The organism is Nocardioides zeae (assembly GCF_010686755.1).
Classification (GTDB): domain Bacteria; phylum Actinomycetota; class Actinomycetes; order Propionibacteriales; family Nocardioidaceae; genus Nocardioides; species Nocardioides zeae.
In genome coordinates this window covers 119,713-135,926 of the sequence record NZ_JAAGXA010000010.1, presented here as the reverse complement: position 1 = coordinate 135,926, position 16,214 = coordinate 119,713, and the positions used below count along the sequence as shown (strand labels likewise).

The window sequence follows — 16,214 nt, the reverse complement described above, 5'->3', positions numbered from 1 at the left end:
GCACGTCCGTTCGACTAGAGTAAGCGCCATGGATCGGGGGACCCACACCACAGCGACCGCGTTGATCGACGCTGTCCGCGAGCGCACGCACGCGGCTCGTGTCGCGGAGGCTGATGCGTTCGTCGCAGTCGGTGACTGGGCTGCCGCGCACACCTCGGACGCCGTCGTGGGTGACCCGATCACGACGCTGGGCGAGTGGCACGACGCTGCGTACGCCGAGGCTCTGGCCGGGGATCACTTCCTCGAGCTCGGCGGACCGGGCGCGCCCGTGGTCGCCGAGTTCTGCATCAGCGAGATCGCCGCAGCGCGTGCGTGTTCGTTCGACGCTGCGCGTCGCCTGGTCGGGGACGCGATCGAGCTGCGCTACCGACTCCCCCGCGTCCACGCGCGCATCGCGGCAGGTGAGGTCGACGTCTGGCGGGGCCGGCGGATCGCCCAAGCCACCCGCCTCCTGACCTTCGACGGGGCCGGGTTTGTCGACCGGCACGTCGCGTACGTCGCGGGCAAGGCCACCGGTGCCGAGGTCGACCGGTTGGTGGCCGAGGCCGCGGCCAGGTTCGACCCCGAGACCACCGAAGCCGAACGGCATGCGGCTGACGGCGATCGATACCTGTCGATCGAGCTGGGCGAGGTCGGTTACGCCGATCCGTTGACCGGGACGCTGCGCGGCACGGTGAACGTCCACGGCTCCCTGGACCTGGCGGATGCTCTCGACCTTGAACGGAGCATCGCGCACGTCGCCCGCCAGCTCGGCGAGCTCGGCTGCGACCCGAACATCGACATCCGCCGGTCGATGGCCCTCGGCGAGATCGCACGGCGCTGCGACGGGGTGACGACCTTGGAGTACGACGCGGGTGACGGGACGACCGAGACCGAGCCGCGACGCGCTCAGCGCACGCGTCGCGAGGTGGTGCTGTTCGTCCACCTCGACCACGCGGCCATCACCGGCACCCTCAACGGGATCGGCCCCGGCATCGACACCTGCACCGGCATGACCGGCATCGACCTCGCCCGCCTCGACACCCCAGGCGCACCCCGCGGCGCAGTGACCGTCGAGCAGGTCCAGTCCTGGTGCGGATCGCCCGACACCCGAGTGACGGTCAAGCCGATCATCGACCTCAACCACCACGACGCCGTCAACGGCTACACCCCACCCGACCGGATCGCCGACCACGTCAGAGCCCGCTGGCCCCGCTGCGTCTTCCCCTACTGCACCCGCAGCTCACGCACCGCCGACCTCGACCACTGCCACCCCTACGACCCGCAAGGCCCACCCGGCCAGACCTCGACCCGCAACCTGTTCCCCCTCTGCCGACGCCACCACCGCATGAAGACCCACCGCGAAATGGCAACAGGGAAACGCTGGACCTACCGACCCACCGACCCCACCAGAGGCGAGCCACCCCACGCTGTCATCTGGACCAGCCCCCTCGGCCTGCGCTACCTCGTCGACCCCGACGGCACCCGCCCCTGGCCACCAGAGCCAGGGCGAGAACCAGACGCCACCTGAGCGACAGGCACACCGCCGCCCGCCCACACCCCGTGGCCGGGCGGCGCAGCATGTCCCGGCGCCCTCGGCGTTCAGGCGTCGGGAGTCCGCCCCAGCAGCACCGGTACGACCTGGTGCTCGAGCAGCGGGGCGAGGGGCAGGCCCACAGGCAGGTCCTCGGGGTCCACCCACCGCACCTCGGCGATCTCGGCAGACGCGACGGGTTCCCCCAGGGCGCGGGCGGTGAAGACGGTCGACTCGAGGGTCGCTCCCGGCTCGTTCGCGGCCGCGCCGTGGAACTCCCCCAGCAGCTCGACGTCGGCCAGCTCGACGCCGACCTCCTCGCGGATCTCCCGGATCGCGGCGTCACGCGCCGTCTCCCCGGGCTCCAGCTTGCCGCCGGGCAGCATGAACCGCTCCGTACCCTGCTTGCGCACGCTCAGCAGCCGACCGCGGTCGTCGCGGAGACAGACGGCGGCGACGACGAAGTGAAGCGGCTGCTCGGGCACGACCGGCAGGCTAGCGCCCTGCGGCGGGCCGACGACACCGACCCGACTAGGGTGAGCGCCGTTCGTGAGGTGCCCCGCGAGCACGGTCCGGAGAGACAACCGGAGCGTGCGGGGAGAATCTGGGAAGCCGGTGAGAGTCCGGCACAGGGCCCGCTGCGGTGACCGTCGCCTGCTCGCGCAGGACGGCGGAAGTCCGAAGACCGGCCTCGCGACGCATCCATCCGATGGCAGAGCGAGCGGGAGCCCCACATGCCACAGCACTACCCCTTCACGGCCGTCGTCGGCTCCGACGACATGACCCTGGCCCTGCTGCTGACGACGGTCAGTCCCGAGATCGGCGGCGTCCTCGTCCGCGGCGAGAAGGGCACGGCGAAGTCGACCGCGGTCCGCGCGCTCGCCGCCGTCCTGCCCCCCATCGACGTGGTCGCCGGCGACCGGTTCTCGTCCGACCCGACCGACCCGAGCCCGCTGTCGCCCGACGCCCCGTTCACGTCCGACGCCGGTGTCGAGACCCGCCCGGTCCGGCTCGTGGAGCTGCCCGTCGGCGCCACCGAGGACCGTCTCCTCGGCTCGCTGCACCTGGAGAAGGCGCTGTCGGCGGGCGTGGCGGAGTACGAGCCCGGCCTCCTCGCCCGCGCCCACCGCGGGATCCTCTACGTCGACGAGGTCAACCTCCTCCACGACCACCTGGTCGACCTGCTCCTCGACGCCGCAGCGATGGGCCGCGCGACCGTCGAGCGCGACGGCGTCTCCGTCGTGCACGCCGCGCGCTTCGTGCTCGTCGGCACCATGAACCCCGAGGAGGGCGAGCTCCGCCCCCAGCTCCTCGACCGCTTCGGCCTCACCGTCGAGGTCGCGGCGCCGCGGGAGCCCGCGCTCCGCACGGAGGTCGTACGACGCCGCCTCGCCTTCGACGCGGATCCCGCCGCCTTCGCGGAGCGGTACGACGCGAGCGAGGCCGCCCTGCGCGACCGCATCGCCGCCGCCCAGGGGCTGGTGACCGAGGTGGCGCTGGGCGACGGCGCGCTCGCGAAGATCGCCGAGGTGTGCGCCGCGTTCGACGTCGACGGGCTCCGCGCCGACATCGTCACCGCGCGCACCGCCATCGCGCACGCCGCCTGGCACGGCCGCCGCCACGTGCTCCGCGAGGACATCCGGGCAGCCGCCCTGCTGGCGCTGCCGCACCGTCGCCGCCGCAACCCCTTCGACGCGCCCGGCATCGACGAGGAGCTGCTCGACCGCATCCTCGGCGACGACGAGCCCGACCCCGAGCCCCCCAGCCAGCCGGAGCCGGAGCAGCCCGACCAGCCCGGACCCGAGGACGGCCCGTCCGAGGGGGGACCCGACTCGCCCGGAGACACGCCCCCGCCCCCGCCCCGGAAAACCGACGGCCCGTCGAACGAGACCCCCCAGGACCCCGGCGCTGCGCCGGAGGACCCCGAGGGCACCGAGACCCGGGAGACGAGTGAGCCCACCACGACCACCCCGGGCAGCGCCGAGGTCACGACGGTGGGTGCGGGCGCGCCGTACCGTCCCCGTCTGCTCCGCGTCGCCGGCACCGGCGAGGGCGAGGCGGGGCGCCGCTCCCGGGCGATCACGTCCAGCGGCCGCCGGATCGGCAACACGCCGGGGACCGGGGCGGGCGGGATCGACCTGCCGGGCACGGTGCGCGCGGCGGCTCCCCACCAGCACGGCCGCGGTCGCCGGAGCGGCGCCCTCGTGCTGCGGCCGAGCGACCTGCGCGGCGCCGTGCGGGAGGGCCGGGAGTCCAACCTCGTGCTGTTCTGCGTCGACGCGTCCGGCTCGATGGCCGCGCGCAAGCGCATGCAGCAGGTGAAGACGGCGATCCTGTCGCTGCTGATGGATGCCTACCAGCGGCGCGACAAGGTCGGGCTGGTGACGTTCCGCGGTCTGGAGGCCGAGCTCGTCCTCCCGCCCACCGGCTCGGTCGAGGCCGCCGCCCGCCGCCTCGAGGACCTGCCCGCGGGCGGCCGCACGCCGCTCGCCGAGGGTCTCCTCGCCGCCGCGGACGTGCTCCGCCGCGAACGGATCCGCGACCCGCGTCGCCGCCCGCTGCTCGTGCTCGTCACCGACGGCCGCGCCACGGCCGGCGCCGACCCGGTCGCGCGCTCCCGGCAGGTCGCCGCGTGGCTGGCCGAGCAGGGCATCGAGACGGTGGTGGTCGACTGCGAGGCCGGCCCGTTCCGGCTCGGGCTCGCGGCCCGGCTCGCGGTCGAGCTGCGCGCCACCCACCTGCCCGTCGACGAGGTGAGCGCCGAGGCCCTCGCGGGCGTCGCCCGCGCAGCCACCGCGACGCCCGGGAGCCGCGAGCGGGGGGTGGCCTGATGCCGAAGGGCGTCCCGCTGACCGTGCCCGACGACGGCCTCACCACGGCGCAGCGCCGCAACCTGCCGCTGCTCATGGTCAACACCGGCGACGGCAAGGGGAAGTCGACCGCCGCGTTCGGGCTCGCGATGCGGGCCTGGAACCAGGGCTGGGACCTCGGGGTCTTCCAGTTCGTGAAGTCCGCCAAGTGGCGCATCGGCGAGCAGACCGTGCTCGAACGCCTCGGCCGGCTCCACGAGGAGACCGGCGAGGGCGGTCCCGTCGACTGGCAGAAGATGGGCTCGGGCTGGTCGTGGAGCCGCAAGGAGGGCTCCGCCGAGGACCACGCCCGCGATGCCGCCGAGGGCTGGCAGGAGATCAAGCGACGGCTGGCCGAGGAACGCCACGACCTCTACGTGCTCGACGAGTTCACCTACGTCATGGAGTGGGGCTGGGTGGACGTCGACGACGTCGTCGAGACCCTGGCGAACCGCCCCGGGCGGCAGTTCGTCGTCGTCACCGGCCGCCGCGCCCACCCGCGCCTCGTCGAGATCGCCGACACGGTGACCGACATGGGCAAGGTCAAGCACCAGATGGACCGCGGCCAGAAGGGCCAGCGAGGGATCGAGTGGTGAGCACCGGCAGCACCGGGAGCACCGCCCTCCCCCGCCTCGTCGTCGCGGCCCCCGCCTCGGGCCACGGCAAGACGACCGTCACCGCCGGCCTCATGGCCGCGCTGTCCCGCCGCGGGCTCGAGGTGTCGGGCCACAAGGTCGGGCCCGACTACATCGACCCCGGCTACCACGCGCTCGCCACCGGCCGCGTCGGCCGCAACCTCGACCCCCACCTCGTCGGCGAGCACCGCATCGTGCCGCTCCTCCTCCACGGCGCGCGCACCCCGCGGCCCGCGGACGTGGCCGTCATCGAGGGCGTCATGGGGCTCTTCGACGGCCAGATCGGCGGCGACGGCTTCTCCTCGACCGCGCACGTCGCCGGGCTCGTCCAGGCACCCGTCGTGCTCGTCACCGACATCTCGTCGGCCTCGCGGACCGTGGGTGCGGTGCTGGCGGGGCTCGCGTCGTACGACCCCGGCGTCCGCGTCGCGGGCGTCGTGCTCAACAAGGCGGGCTCGCCGCGGCACGCCGACGAGGTACGCCGCGCGGTCGCCGGCGTCGGCATCCCGGTGCTCGGCGTGCTGGGCCGCGACGACGCCATCGTCGCGCCGAGCCGCCACCTGGGCCTCGTGCCCGCCGCCGAGCGGGGCGACGCGGCCACGGCCCTCGACCGGCTCGCCGCGCAGGTGGCCGAGCGGATCGACCTCGACGCCGTGCTGGAGATCGCGCGGAGCGCCCCCGACCTCGACGCGGAGCCCTGGGACCCGCAAGCGGAGGTCACGGCCCCCGCGACGCCGGAGCGCCCCCGCATCGCCGTCGCCGGCGGTCGGGCGTTCACGTTCACCTACGCGGAGACGACGGAGCTGCTCGAGGCGGCCGGCTGCGAGGTCGTCGTCGTCGACCCGACCACCGACACGGCGCTGCCGGAGGACGTCCGGGGCATCTACCTCGGCGGCGGCTTCCCCGAGATGCACGCCGCCGCGATCAGCCGCAACGCCGCCCTGCGCGACGACCTCCGCGCCGCGATCGCGGCCGGCGTGCCGACGGTGGCGGAGTGCGCGGGGCTGCTCTACCTCGCGGACCGCCTCGACCACGCCCCCATGGTCGGCGCGCTGCCCGCGACGGCCGCGATGACGGGCCGGCTCTCGCTGGCCTACCGCAGCGCCACCTCGGACGTCGCGACGCTCCTCGGCCGCCCCGGCGAGACGGTGACGGGGCACGAGTTCCACCGCACCCGGGTCGAGCCCCCCGCCGGCACCGGCGGCGAGCACCACCCGGCCTGGACCCTCGAGCCCACGGCGGCCCACCCCCGCACGGACGACGGCTACGCGACGGGGACGCTGCACGCGTCGTACCTGCACGTCCACTGGGCCGGCCACCCCCACCTGGCCCAGCGGTTCGTCGACGCGGTGCGGGCCGCGCAGCCCCACCGGGGCGACCGTGCGGACGCGGCGCCCCGCGGACCCGAGCCCGTCGTCGCGGCCCCGGCCGACGCACCCCGCGACCCCCTGCGCCACCACGGCGACGTCGAGACCTCGGCCCCGGACGGCACGCCGCTCGTCGACTTCGCGGTCAACACCTACGACGGGCCGCCGCCGCCCTGGCTGCTCGACGCCCTGCGGGCGTCGCTGGAGGACGTGGGCGCCTACCCCGACGTACGCCGCGTGCGCGCCGTCGAGGCCGCGATCGCCCGGCGGCACGGCCGCGACCCCGCCGAGGTGCTCGCCGTCGCCGGGGTCGCCGAGGCGTTCACGCTCGTGGCGCGCGCCCGCGCCTGGCAGCACCCCCTCGTCGTGCACCCGCAGTTCACGGAGCCCGACGTCGCACTGGCGGCCGCCGGCACCCCCGCGCGTCACCTCGTGACGCGGGCGGAGGACGGGTTCGCGCTCGACCCGAGCCGCGTGCCCGAGGAGGCCGACCTCGTCGTCGTCGGCAACCCGACCAACCCCACGGGGCGGCTGCACCCCGCGGCGACGCTGCGCTCCCTGACCCGTCCGCAGCGCCTGGTCGTGGTCGACGAGGCGTTCATGGACGCCGTACCGGACCAGCGGCACGCCCTCGCCGACGCGCCCGTGCCCGGCCTGCTCGTGCTGCGGAGCCTCACCAAGCTGTGGGGCATCCCGGGCGTGCGGGCGGGCTACGTGCTCGGCGAGCCCGCCGTGCTCGACGCCCTCCGGGCCGTGCAGACGCCCTGGTCGGTCTCCTCGGCCGCGCTCGCGGTGCTGCGCGCGACCACGGAGCCGGAGGCGCTGGCGGAGGCCGCCGCCCGGGTACGGCGCCTGGCCACCTGGCGCAGCGTCCTCACCTCGGGCCTCGACGACCTCGGGATCCCCCACCTGCCGGGGGCGGCGCCGTTCGTGCTGGCCCGTCCGGGCGCCGGGGTGCGGGAGGCGCTCCGCGTCGACGGGTTCGCGCTGCGCCGCGCCGACACCTTCCCGGGGCTCGACGCGAGCTGGGTGCGGATCGCCGTGCGGCCCCCCGAGCGCACCCGGCCGATGCTCACTGCCCTGGGAGCACTGACGAGCGGCGTACCGATGCTCTAAGGTGCGACTGCGGGCCCGATGAAGCCGGTGTGATTCCGGCGCAGTCGCGCTACTGTGACGCCCCTCCTCGCTGCGCCAGGTCGATCCCTGGCGGCGGAGGTGGGACGGAGCCAGACCTGACGGTCCGCTCTCACCCCCACGACCAGGGACGCTTGCATCCCTGAGGAGGAACGACCATGTCGATCTCTGCACCCCTGCCCGCCTCCACCGACGTCGAGGCGCCCGCGATCCCGCTCCGCGCCCTCGCGCCCTGGGCCCTGTTCTTCGGCCTCCTGGCCCTGTTGGCCCTCTTCTTCGTCTCCGCCGACCAGGGGGCCGTCTCGATCCCCGCCGGCACGGCGATCCACGAGTGGGTCCACGACGGCCGGCACCTGCTCGGCTTCCCCTGCCACTGAGCGCGGGTCCGACGATGACGACGATCCAGGGGACCCGTGCGCCCTCATCCGGGCGCACCCTGCTCACCCCGCGTGCCCTGCTGGTGCGCGGGCTGCTCGCCGGCCTCGTGGCCGGGCTGCTCGCCTTCGCGGTGGGCTTCGCCGTCGGCGAGCCGCCCATCGACGATGCGATCGCGCTCGAGGAGTCCGCCTCCGCCAGCGCCCCGGCCGACGAGCCCGCGGCGGACCACGACCACGCCGAGGGCACGGCGGCGCACTCCCACGCCTCGTCCTCCGACGAGGCAGGCGCGGAGGGCCACTCCCACGGCGAGTCCGGCCCGAGCCGCACGACGCAGAAGACGGCGGGCCTGCTGACCGCCACGGTGGTCGTCGGCACCGCGCTGGGCGGCCTCGTCGCCCTCGTCGCGGCGGGCGTCATGGGCCGCCTCGGGCGGCCCGGGCGCCGCATCCGCCCCGTCGAGGCGGTCGTCCTGGCCAGCGCCCTCGGCTTCGTGGCGGTGGCGCTCGTGCCGTGGATGAAGTACCCGGCCGCGCCGCCCGCCGTCGGCTCCGGCGACACGATCGGCGAGCGCACCGGGCTCTACTTCGCGTTCCTGCTGGTGTCGGTGCTCGCGGCGATCGGCGCGACGTACCTCGGCCAGCGGCTGTGGAGCAGCGTCTCGCCGTTCGCGGGCGTGGTCGGCGGTGGGCTGGCGTACGTCGCGGTGGTCGCCGTCGCGGCCACCGTCATGACGCCGGTGAACGAGCTCGGCGACTTCCCGGCCGACGTGCTGTGGGAGTTCCGGCTGTCCTCGCTGCTGACGCTGGCCGCGATGTGGGCCGGCATCGCCGTGGTGCTCGGCGCGCTGGTCGGTCGCCTCACGGCGGCCGACGACGCCGACCGGGCCCGTCGGGACCTCGCGGCCTCGCTCTGATGGTCCGACCGTCCCGCGGTGCGGCACGGGCCGCGGGGCTCGCGCTGGGGGTCGCCCTCGACCGGCTGGTCGGCGACCCCCGGCGCGGTCACCCCGTCGCCGGCTTCGGCCGGGTGGCGGGGGCCCTCGAGCAGCGGATGCACGCCGACTCCCGGGCTCGGGGCGCGGCGTACTCCGTGCTCCTCGTCGGCTCCACGACCGTGCTCGGGGCGGCCGTGGAGTCGCGGGCACGCCGCGGCGTGCCCGCGCTGGAGACCGCCGCCGTCGCGGTGGCGACGTGGGCGGTGCTCGGCGCCCGGTCGCTGGACCGGGAGGCGGCGGCGGTGCAGGAGCTGCTGGAGGCCGGTGACCTGGCGGGGGCGCGGCAGCGGCTGACGCACCTCGTGGGGCGACGGACCGCCGAGCTGTCCCCCGAGGAGGTCGCCCGTGCCGTCGCGGAGTCGGTCGCGGAGAACACCTCCGACGCGGTCGTCGCGCCGCTCGTCTGGGGCGCGGTCGCCGGGGTGCCCGGTCTCGTCGGCTACCGCGCCGCGAACACGCTCGACGCGATGGTCGGGCACCGCAACGCCCGGTTCGAGCGCTTCGGCTGCGCGTCGGCGCGGCTCGACGACGTGCTCAACGTGCCGGGCGCACGGCTCTCGGCCCTGCTGGCGGCGGCGTGCGCCCCGCTCGTGGGCGGACGGCCCGGGGACGCCCTCCGGGCCTGGCGCCGTGACGCCGGCGCGCACCCCTCCCCCAACGCCGGCCCCGTCGAGGCGTCGTTCGCCGGCGCGCTGGGGGTCAGGCTGGGCGGGCGGACGGTGTACGGCGCAGCCGGCGCCCCCGCGCGCGTCGAGGACCGCCCGGTGCTCGGTGACGGCCGCCCGGTCGAGGTCCGCGACATCGCCCGCGCCCGCCGCCTCGCCCGCCTCGTCGACCTCGGGGCTGCGGTGGTGGCGGTGGCGGCTGCAGCGAGTTGTCACGTACGCCGCGTCTGAACACGCCGAGTTGTCACGTACGCAGCGTTCGGTCCCGCTGCGACGCTGCGTACGTGACAACTCGGCGCGCCGAACCCGACGCCCCTCCCCCGGCGTGTCCCCGCCCCCCGGGTCGGGCCCCGCGGCCCCGGGCCGTCGTCCACAACTCGGCGCGCCGAACCCGACGCCCCTCAACCGGAGGGACGCGCGAGCCAGGCGAGGGCGGTGGTGACGTCGGGGGCGAGGGGGCCGGGGTGGTGGGCGCTCGGGCGGCGCACCACCACGACGGGCAGGCCCAGCCCGCGGGCCGCGTCCAGCTTCGCCTGCGTCAACGGGCCGCCGGAGTCCTTCGTGACCAGCACGTCCGCACCGTGCTCCGCCAGCAGCGTCCGCTCCCCCTCCAGCGTGTAGGGACCCCGGTCGAGCAGCACCCGCCACCCGTCGGGCACCTCGATCTCCGGCGGGTCCACCACCCGCGCCAGCACCGCCGCCGCGCGCAAGGGCCCCACGCACTCATCCAGGCCCTGCCGCCCGATCGTCAGGAACGGCCGCGTGCCGATCTCCGCCGCCGCCCGCGCGGCACCCGCCACGTCGTCCACCCACGTCCACGTGTCCGCCCCGGGCAGCGCCGCCCACCCGGGACGCTCCAACCGTAGGAGCGGTACGCCGCGGCCCGCGCAGGCCGCGACGGCGTTCGCCGAGATGACGCGGGCGAAGGGGTGCGTCGCGTCGACGACGGCCGCGACCTCGTGCTCCTCGAGCCACCGGCCGAGCCCCTCGATGCCCCCGAACCCGCCGACCCGGACCTCGCCCACGGGCAGCCGCGGACGCGCGACCCGACCGGCGAGCGAGGACACCACGGTGCGGCCCTCCGCCACCAGCCGGGCGGCTAGGTCGCGGGCCTCGGCCGTGCCTCCGAGGACGAGGATCACCGTTCGCTCCCCGGGGGCAGCAGGCGGAGGTCTGCGGGCGGACCGGACGCCACCAGGTCGAGCAGGGCCTCCACGTCCAGGTGCTCCTCCACGAGGTCGCCGAGCAGGTCGAACCGCCGTTCCCGCGCCGCGGCGAACGACACGTCCGAGGGCGTCCACCCGACGCCGACCGCTGCGGCCACCTCCCGCAGCAGCGCCCGCCGCAGGCCGTCGGACTCCAACGACCCGTGCCACATCGTGCCCAGCACCGCGCCGGACCGCGCGCCCCCGAGGAACTCCTCGTCGCCACCCCGCGCGATCCGCCCGTGGTGGATCTCGTAGCCCGCCGCGGGCTCCCCCAGCGCCGTACCGCTCGGCAGCCGCAGCGTCTTCTCGGCGTGGAAGGTGGTGGTGACGTCGAGCAGGCCGAGGCCCGCGACGTCCGCCCCGGGTGCGCCCTCGACGCCCTCGGGGTCGTGCACCCGCGTGCCGAGCATCTGGAACCCGCCGCAGATACCCAGCACCGGCCGGCCCGCGGCCGCGTGCGCGGCGACCGCCCGGTCGAGGCCGCGCTCGCGGAGCCAGGCGAGGTCCTCGATGGTGGCGCGGGTGCCGGGCAGCACGACGAGGTCCGCGTCGGCCAGCGCCGCGGGCGACGAGGCGAACACGACATCGACGTCGGGCTCCAGCCCGAGCGCGTCCACGTCGGTGAAGTTGCTGATCCGCGGCAGCCGCACCACCGCGACCCGCAGCGCGGCACGGCCCTCGCCGGCGCGGCGGCCCGCGAGGTCGAGCGCGTCCTCGGAGTCGAGCCAGACGTCGGGACGCCAGGGCAGCACCCCGTACGTCGGGCGCCCGCTCAGGCGCTCCAGCTCCGTCAGCCCCGGGGCGAGCAGCGCGGGGTCGCCGCGGAACTTGTTGACGACGTACCCCGCCACGAGCGCCTGGTCCGCCGCCTCCAGCAGCGCGACCGTGCCGTGGAAGGCCGCGAAGACACCCCCGCGGTCGATGTCCCCGACCACGACGACGGGCATCCCCGCGTGGCGCGCGAGGCCCATGTTCACGTAGTCGCCCGCCCGCAGGTTGATCTCGGCGGGGCTGCCCGCACCCTCCGCCACGACCACGTCGTAGCGGGACGCGAGGTCGTCGTACGCCGCGTGCGCCGCCTCCGCCAGGTGCCTGCGCCCCGTCTCCCAGTCCGCCGAGGAGACCGTGCCGCCGGGGCGCCCCAGGACGACGACGTGGCTGCGACGCTCACCGCCCGGCTTGAGGAGGACCGGGTTCATCGCCGCCTCCGGCTCGGCGCGCGCCGCCAGGGCCTGGGTCCACTGCGCGCGGCCGATCTCGGCGGTCTCGTCCCCACCCGGCACCCGGGCGCACACCATCGAGTTGTTCGACATGTTCTGCGCCTTGAAGGGTGCGACCCGCAGGCCACGGCGCGCGAACGCGCGGCACAGCCCGGTGGTGACGACCGACTTCCCGGCGTCCGACGTCGTCCCGGCGACCAGCAGCGACCCTCGCACCGGGCGAGGCTATCGGCCCCCGTCCGCGGTCAGCCCTCGCGGGTCACCCGCATCTCGCGGTCGCCGAAGCGCACCACGTCGCCGTCGACGAGCGTCGCCGCCCGCCCCGCGGTCAGCTCGCGCGCGACACCACCGCGGTTGATGAAGGAACCGTTCGTCGAGCCGCGGTCCATGACGACCAGCGACCCCTCGGGCGAGAGGTGGAACTGCGCGTGGGTCTTCGACAGCGACATGTCCGTGGACTGCAGCGGCACCAGGTGGGCCACCTGCTCCCCCGGCCGGGCGTCCGGCTTGCGGCCGACGAGCCCGAGACCCGCGACGACGAAGGTCTCGCCGCTGTCGAACGTCACCCGCCACCGCGTCATCGCCTTCCCGGCCCGCGTCGAGTCGCGGTCGGCGGGCGGTGCCTGCGGCGCGCGCGGGGGCGCGGTCTCCTGGGGTACGTCGCGGCGACGCCGCCCCGGCTCCGGAGGCCGCTGCGGGCCCGGCGCCCCGGTGGAGCCCGGCTGGCCCGGCTGGCCCGGCTGGCCCGGCTGGCGGGGAGCCGGCGGCGATGCGGGCGGGCGCTGCTCGGACTGCCGGCGTCCCCCGGCGGGCTGGCCAGGCTGCTGCTGGGTCGGCTGCTGGGTCGGCTGCGGTCGGACGGGCTGCTGCGCGGGCGTCTGAGCGGGCGTCTGGGCGGGCCGGGCGGGCTGCTGCGCCGCCGCGGGACGCTGACCGGGCCGGCCGGCCGGCGCGGCAGCCGGCGCGGCAGCCGGTGCGGCAGCCGGTGCGGCCGGGCGGCTCGGCGGTGCGGTGACCGGCGCCGGACGCAGGCGCATAGCGGTGAGGTTCACGACGTGGCGGGGACCGTCGTCGGAGTCGGGCTCCTCCTCGATCGCGCGGGGACGCACGTCGAGCACGACGGAGCTGGCGATGACGTCGTGGAAGCCGCGACGCTGGCGGCCCGGGTCCGTCACGACGGTCCACGCCAGCGTGACGAGGCCGAAGCCGAGCGGCACCGTGCCGGCGGCGACGATGAGGGACCGCATGATGGCCGGCCCGATCCCGATGGGCGTGCCCGTGCCGTGGTGCACGACCCGCAGCCCCAGGAGCGCCTTGCCGGGCGTGAGCCCCCGCAGGCCCGTGAGCACCGCGAAGAGGAGGCCCACGAGCAGCACGCCGAGCACGACGACGGTCCAGCCGATCGCGGCCTGGCCGGCGTCGATGAGGAGGTACCACGACGCCACGCCGATGCCGACCATCAGACCCCAGCCGATGAGGCGGTCGATGGCGAGAGCGAGGAACCGGCGGTCGATCTCGGCTGCGGGAGCCGAGGGGCCGTCGGAGGGAGCGGTCGTCATCAGGGATTGGCCACCTGGATCGTGAGGCCGTCACCGAGGTCGATGATCGCGCCGGGGATGAGCTGCACGGCGATGCCGGGCTGGAGGTCCTCGGGCGGCAGGCCGGGCTGCACCAGCACGGTGCCGTTGGTGGAGCCCATGTCGGTGACGATCGCGCTGCCGTGGTCCACGCCGGAGCCGGGGCGCACCTCGAGGTGCGTCGACGAGATCTCCTGCTGCGGGCTGGGCACCGTCACCAGCCGCGGCTGCTCCGCGGAGGTGAAGCGCCGGGCCTCGGGGGCGCGGCCGACGAGGATCGCGCGGTCGACGTCGACCGTCTCCCCGCTGGAGAACACGAGGCGCGCCACCGGGCGGGACGTCACGCTCGGCGCGGGCGGCTGGCCCGGGATGCCGCGCGGCGGCGCGAGCTGGCCGGGGTCGAAGCCGGCGCCGCCACCCCGCGTCATGCCGTCGTGGGTCTGGGCGTCCTCGTCCCGGTCCGGGTCGGGCGCGGGCGGTGCAGGGGCCCAGCTCGGCGGCGCCGGCGGCGGGGCCGCAGCGGCCCACGACGGCGGGGCCGGCAGCGCCCCGGTGTCGGAGTCGTCCGGCTCGGCCTGCGCCGGGCCGACGCCGAGCGGGTCGTCACCGGAGTAGTCCGGCGCCGACGGCGCGTCCTGAGGCTGCATGCCGGGGCGCGACGACAGGTGGAAGCCCGCCATCGTGCGGTCGTCCTCGTCGGCGTCGGGCAACCCGAACGGCGGCGCGGGCGGGGCGGGCGGGGAGGGCGGGGCCACCCGCGCGGCGGGCAGCACGGGCGAGAACGACGTGGCACCGTCGTCCGGCTCCACGGGGGGCGCCTCGGACAGCACCGGCGAGAACGACGTGGCACCGTCGTCCGGCTCGACCGGCGGCGCCTCGGGCTCCTCGGCGCCGGCTGCCGCCTCGCCGAACGGGGCCTCCGGTGCCGGCGGCGCGACCAGGGGTGGGGAGACGATGGTGGCGTCGTCGGCGGGGCCGTCGACGAACGGGTACGGCGGGGGCTCCGGCGCCGGCTCCTCCTGCGGCTCCGCGACCAGCTCGGCCACGGGCTCGACGGGCTCGACGGGCTCGGGGTCGGCGGCCTTCTCGAACGACAGCGCCACGGGCTCCGCCTCGACCACCGGCTCTGCCTCGACCGCCTCGACCGGCTGGCCCTCGACCAGCTCGGCCTCGTCGGTGGCGGCGCCCTCCGCGGGCGTGTCGCCGAGCGGCCCCACGGTGGCGGGCACGGCGGGGGCGGCGGCCAGGGAGGCGGCGGCCGCGCCGTACGCCCCGTCCTCAGGTGCGTCCACGGGGGCCTCGACCGGCACGGCGGGAGCGGCGTCGTCGACGGCCGCCGGCGCGACCACCGCGGGGGTGTCGACGCGGGAGACCCGGACCAGGCCGGAGCCGATGGGCAGGTCGGCGGACGGGCCCTCGGGGGCCGACGGCTGCTCGACGGTCACGGTGACGGCGGTGACGGAGGAGACGGTGCGCTCGACCCAGGTGCCGCCGGCCGTGCCGGACACCTCGACCTCGTCGTCGCCCTGGCGGAGCAGCACGGTGGCGGCGCCGCGCACGACGACGCGCACCTCGCCGTCGTCACCGTCGCTGAGCAGCACGAACGCCGGCAGGTCCCGCAACCCCGACGCGATGAGGGCGTCGAGCACCTCGTCGAAGGCGGCGCCGTCGTCGACGAGCTCCCAGAGCGCGGCGACACGGTGCTTGTGGCTGGGCGGGAGGAGGACGCTGGCGCCGGTGCCGAACACGGCGAACCAGGCGCCGGGACGGTAGGACCGTGCGGCGCCGGTGGTGACGTCGTCTGTCATGGAAGTGCTCCCAGCTTCTCCTCGAGACTCATCCGCTGCTGCTCAGAGTCGTAGACCTGCCCGGCCCTCGCCAATCCCACCACATCGACCACCACCGCAGTGGCGTTGTCCTCGCCACCCGCCGCCACGGCGGCCTGGACGACGCGCTCGGCCGCGTCGCGGGGGTCGGCGGCCTCGCGCAGGATGTGCCCGATCTGGGCGTCGTCGATCATCCCGTTGACGCCGTCGCTGCACAGCACGATCCGCTCGGCGGACGTCAGCGGCAGGAGGAAGAAGTCGGGCTGCGCGAAGCTCGTCCCCCCAAGCGCACGGGTGATGACGTTGCGTCGGGGGTGGGTGCGCATCTCGGCTGCCGAGATCTCCCCGGCGTCGTGGAGCTCCTGCACGAGGGAGTGGTCGGTGCTGACCTGGTCGAGCTCGCCGTCGCTCAGCTTGTAGATCCGGGAGTCGCCGAGGTTGGCCAGCAGCCACTTGGGCCCGCCCTCGTCCTCGACGACGAGCGCGACGACCGCGGTCGTCCCGGAGAACCACTCGGTCTGTCCCGCGGCGTGCTTCGCCTGCGCCAGCTCCAGGAGGCGGTCGTGGCAGGCGCGGAGGGTCGCGATGACGAGCGCGGCTCCCTCCCGGGAGCTGCAGCGCGGGCTGCCGAGCCGCGTGAACTCCTCGATGACGAGGCGGCTGGCGACGTCGCCGTCCTCGTGGCCGCCCATGCCGTCGGCGACGACGAAGACCGGCGGCTGCGCCAGGAAGGCGTCCTGGTTCTGCGACCGGACCCGTCCGACGTCGGAGGCGGAACCGTGGTGGAGCTCGACTTCGTTCACGCCTCGGATCCGTCCTTCCACCGTGGTGCGCGGGGGCGGAGCAGT

13 protein-coding genes and 1 riboswitch are annotated in these 16,214 nt (G+C 76.0%); of the genes, 7 read left to right on the top strand and 6 right to left on the bottom strand.

Annotation, left to right across the window (positions count from 1 at the left end):
* Window positions 1-28: 28 nt before the first annotated feature.
* Complete coding sequence (locus G3T38_RS14955; protein ID WP_163773123.1) at window positions 29-1,510, top strand: HNH endonuclease signature motif containing protein; 1,482 nt, start codon at window positions 29-31, stop codon at window positions 1,508-1,510.
* Window positions 1,511-1,581: 71 nt separating this feature from the next.
* On the opposite strand, the gene G3T38_RS14950 is transcribed toward G3T38_RS14955, so the two are convergent.
* On the bottom strand, window positions 1,582-1,998 hold the full coding sequence (locus G3T38_RS14950) for an NUDIX domain-containing protein (protein ID WP_163773122.1): 417 nt from the start codon (window positions 1,996-1,998) through the stop codon (window positions 1,582-1,584).
* A gap of 50 nt (window positions 1,999-2,048) precedes the next feature.
* Window positions 2,049-2,221: riboswitch (cobalamin riboswitch) on the top strand.
* Between the two features lie 26 nt (window positions 2,222-2,247).
* Between G3T38_RS14950 and G3T38_RS14945 the strand changes: the two genes are divergently transcribed.
* From G3T38_RS14945 to G3T38_RS14920, 6 genes are all read left to right on the top strand, one after another.
* Entirely contained in the window at window positions 2,248-4,344 is a 2,097-nt protein-coding gene (locus tag G3T38_RS14945) for a putative cobaltochelatase (protein WP_163773121.1), read from the top strand.
* Window positions 4,344-4,958 (top strand): cob(I)yrinic acid a,c-diamide adenosyltransferase, encoded by a 615-nt coding sequence (gene cobO / locus G3T38_RS14940; protein ID WP_163773120.1) that lies wholly within the window; start codon window positions 4,344-4,346, stop codon window positions 4,956-4,958. The genes G3T38_RS14945 and cobO overlap by 1 nt, the downstream gene beginning before the upstream one ends.
* Window positions 4,955-7,480: a bifunctional hydrogenobyrinic acid a,c-diamide synthase/histidinol phosphate aminotransferase CobBC gene (locus tag G3T38_RS22750; RefSeq protein WP_338037676.1), complete on the top strand. Its 2,526-nt coding sequence runs from the start codon at window positions 4,955-4,957 to the stop codon at window positions 7,478-7,480. Before cobO ends, G3T38_RS22750 begins: the two co-directional genes overlap by 4 nt.
* 176 nt (window positions 7,481-7,656) lie before the next feature.
* Window positions 7,657-7,875 carry a CbtB domain-containing protein gene (locus tag G3T38_RS14930; protein WP_163773119.1) on the top strand — a complete coding sequence of 73 codons (219 nt, stop codon included), beginning with the start codon at window positions 7,657-7,659 and terminating at the stop codon, window positions 7,873-7,875.
* A gap of 14 nt (window positions 7,876-7,889) precedes the next feature.
* Window positions 7,890-8,789: a CbtA family protein gene (locus tag G3T38_RS14925; protein WP_163773118.1), complete on the top strand. Its 900-nt coding sequence runs from the start codon at window positions 7,890-7,892 to the stop codon at window positions 8,787-8,789.
* The gene (locus tag G3T38_RS14920) at window positions 8,789-9,766 is read left to right on the top strand and encodes a cobalamin biosynthesis protein (protein ID WP_163773117.1); all 978 of its coding nucleotides are present in this window, start codon (window positions 8,789-8,791) and stop codon (window positions 9,764-9,766) included. Before G3T38_RS14925 ends, G3T38_RS14920 begins: the two co-directional genes overlap by 1 nt.
* A 170-nt stretch (window positions 9,767-9,936) precedes the next feature.
* Here the strand turns inward: G3T38_RS14920 and G3T38_RS14915 are convergent, their stop codons facing one another.
* Genes G3T38_RS14915 through G3T38_RS14895 form a run of 5 tightly spaced genes read right to left on the bottom strand, consistent with a single transcriptional unit; the run spans window position 9,937 to window position 16,169 of the window.
* The gene (locus G3T38_RS14915) at window positions 9,937-10,677 is read right to left on the bottom strand and encodes a cobalt-precorrin-6A reductase (RefSeq protein ID WP_163773116.1); all 741 of its coding nucleotides are present in this window, start codon (window positions 10,675-10,677) and stop codon (window positions 9,937-9,939) included.
* Window positions 10,674-12,179, bottom strand: a complete 1,506-nt coding sequence (locus G3T38_RS14910) for a cobyric acid synthase (protein ID WP_163773115.1) — start codon at window positions 12,177-12,179, stop codon at window positions 10,674-10,676. Before G3T38_RS14910 ends, G3T38_RS14915 begins: the two co-directional genes overlap by 4 nt.
* A 29-nt stretch (window positions 12,180-12,208) precedes the next feature.
* Window positions 12,209-13,522, bottom strand: coding sequence for an RDD family protein (locus G3T38_RS14905; RefSeq protein WP_163773114.1), 1,314 nt, complete (start codon window positions 13,520-13,522; stop codon window positions 12,209-12,211).
* Window positions 13,522-15,348 carry an FHA domain-containing protein gene (locus G3T38_RS14900; protein WP_163773113.1) on the bottom strand — a complete coding sequence of 609 codons (1,827 nt, stop codon included), beginning with the start codon at window positions 15,346-15,348 and terminating at the stop codon, window positions 13,522-13,524. The genes G3T38_RS14905 and G3T38_RS14900 overlap by 1 nt, the downstream gene beginning before the upstream one ends.
* Complete coding sequence (locus tag G3T38_RS14895) at window positions 15,345-16,169, bottom strand: PP2C family protein-serine/threonine phosphatase (RefSeq protein WP_338037675.1); 825 nt, start codon at window positions 16,167-16,169, stop codon at window positions 15,345-15,347. Before G3T38_RS14895 ends, G3T38_RS14900 begins: the two co-directional genes overlap by 4 nt.
* Window positions 16,170-16,214: the final 45 nt, after the last annotated feature.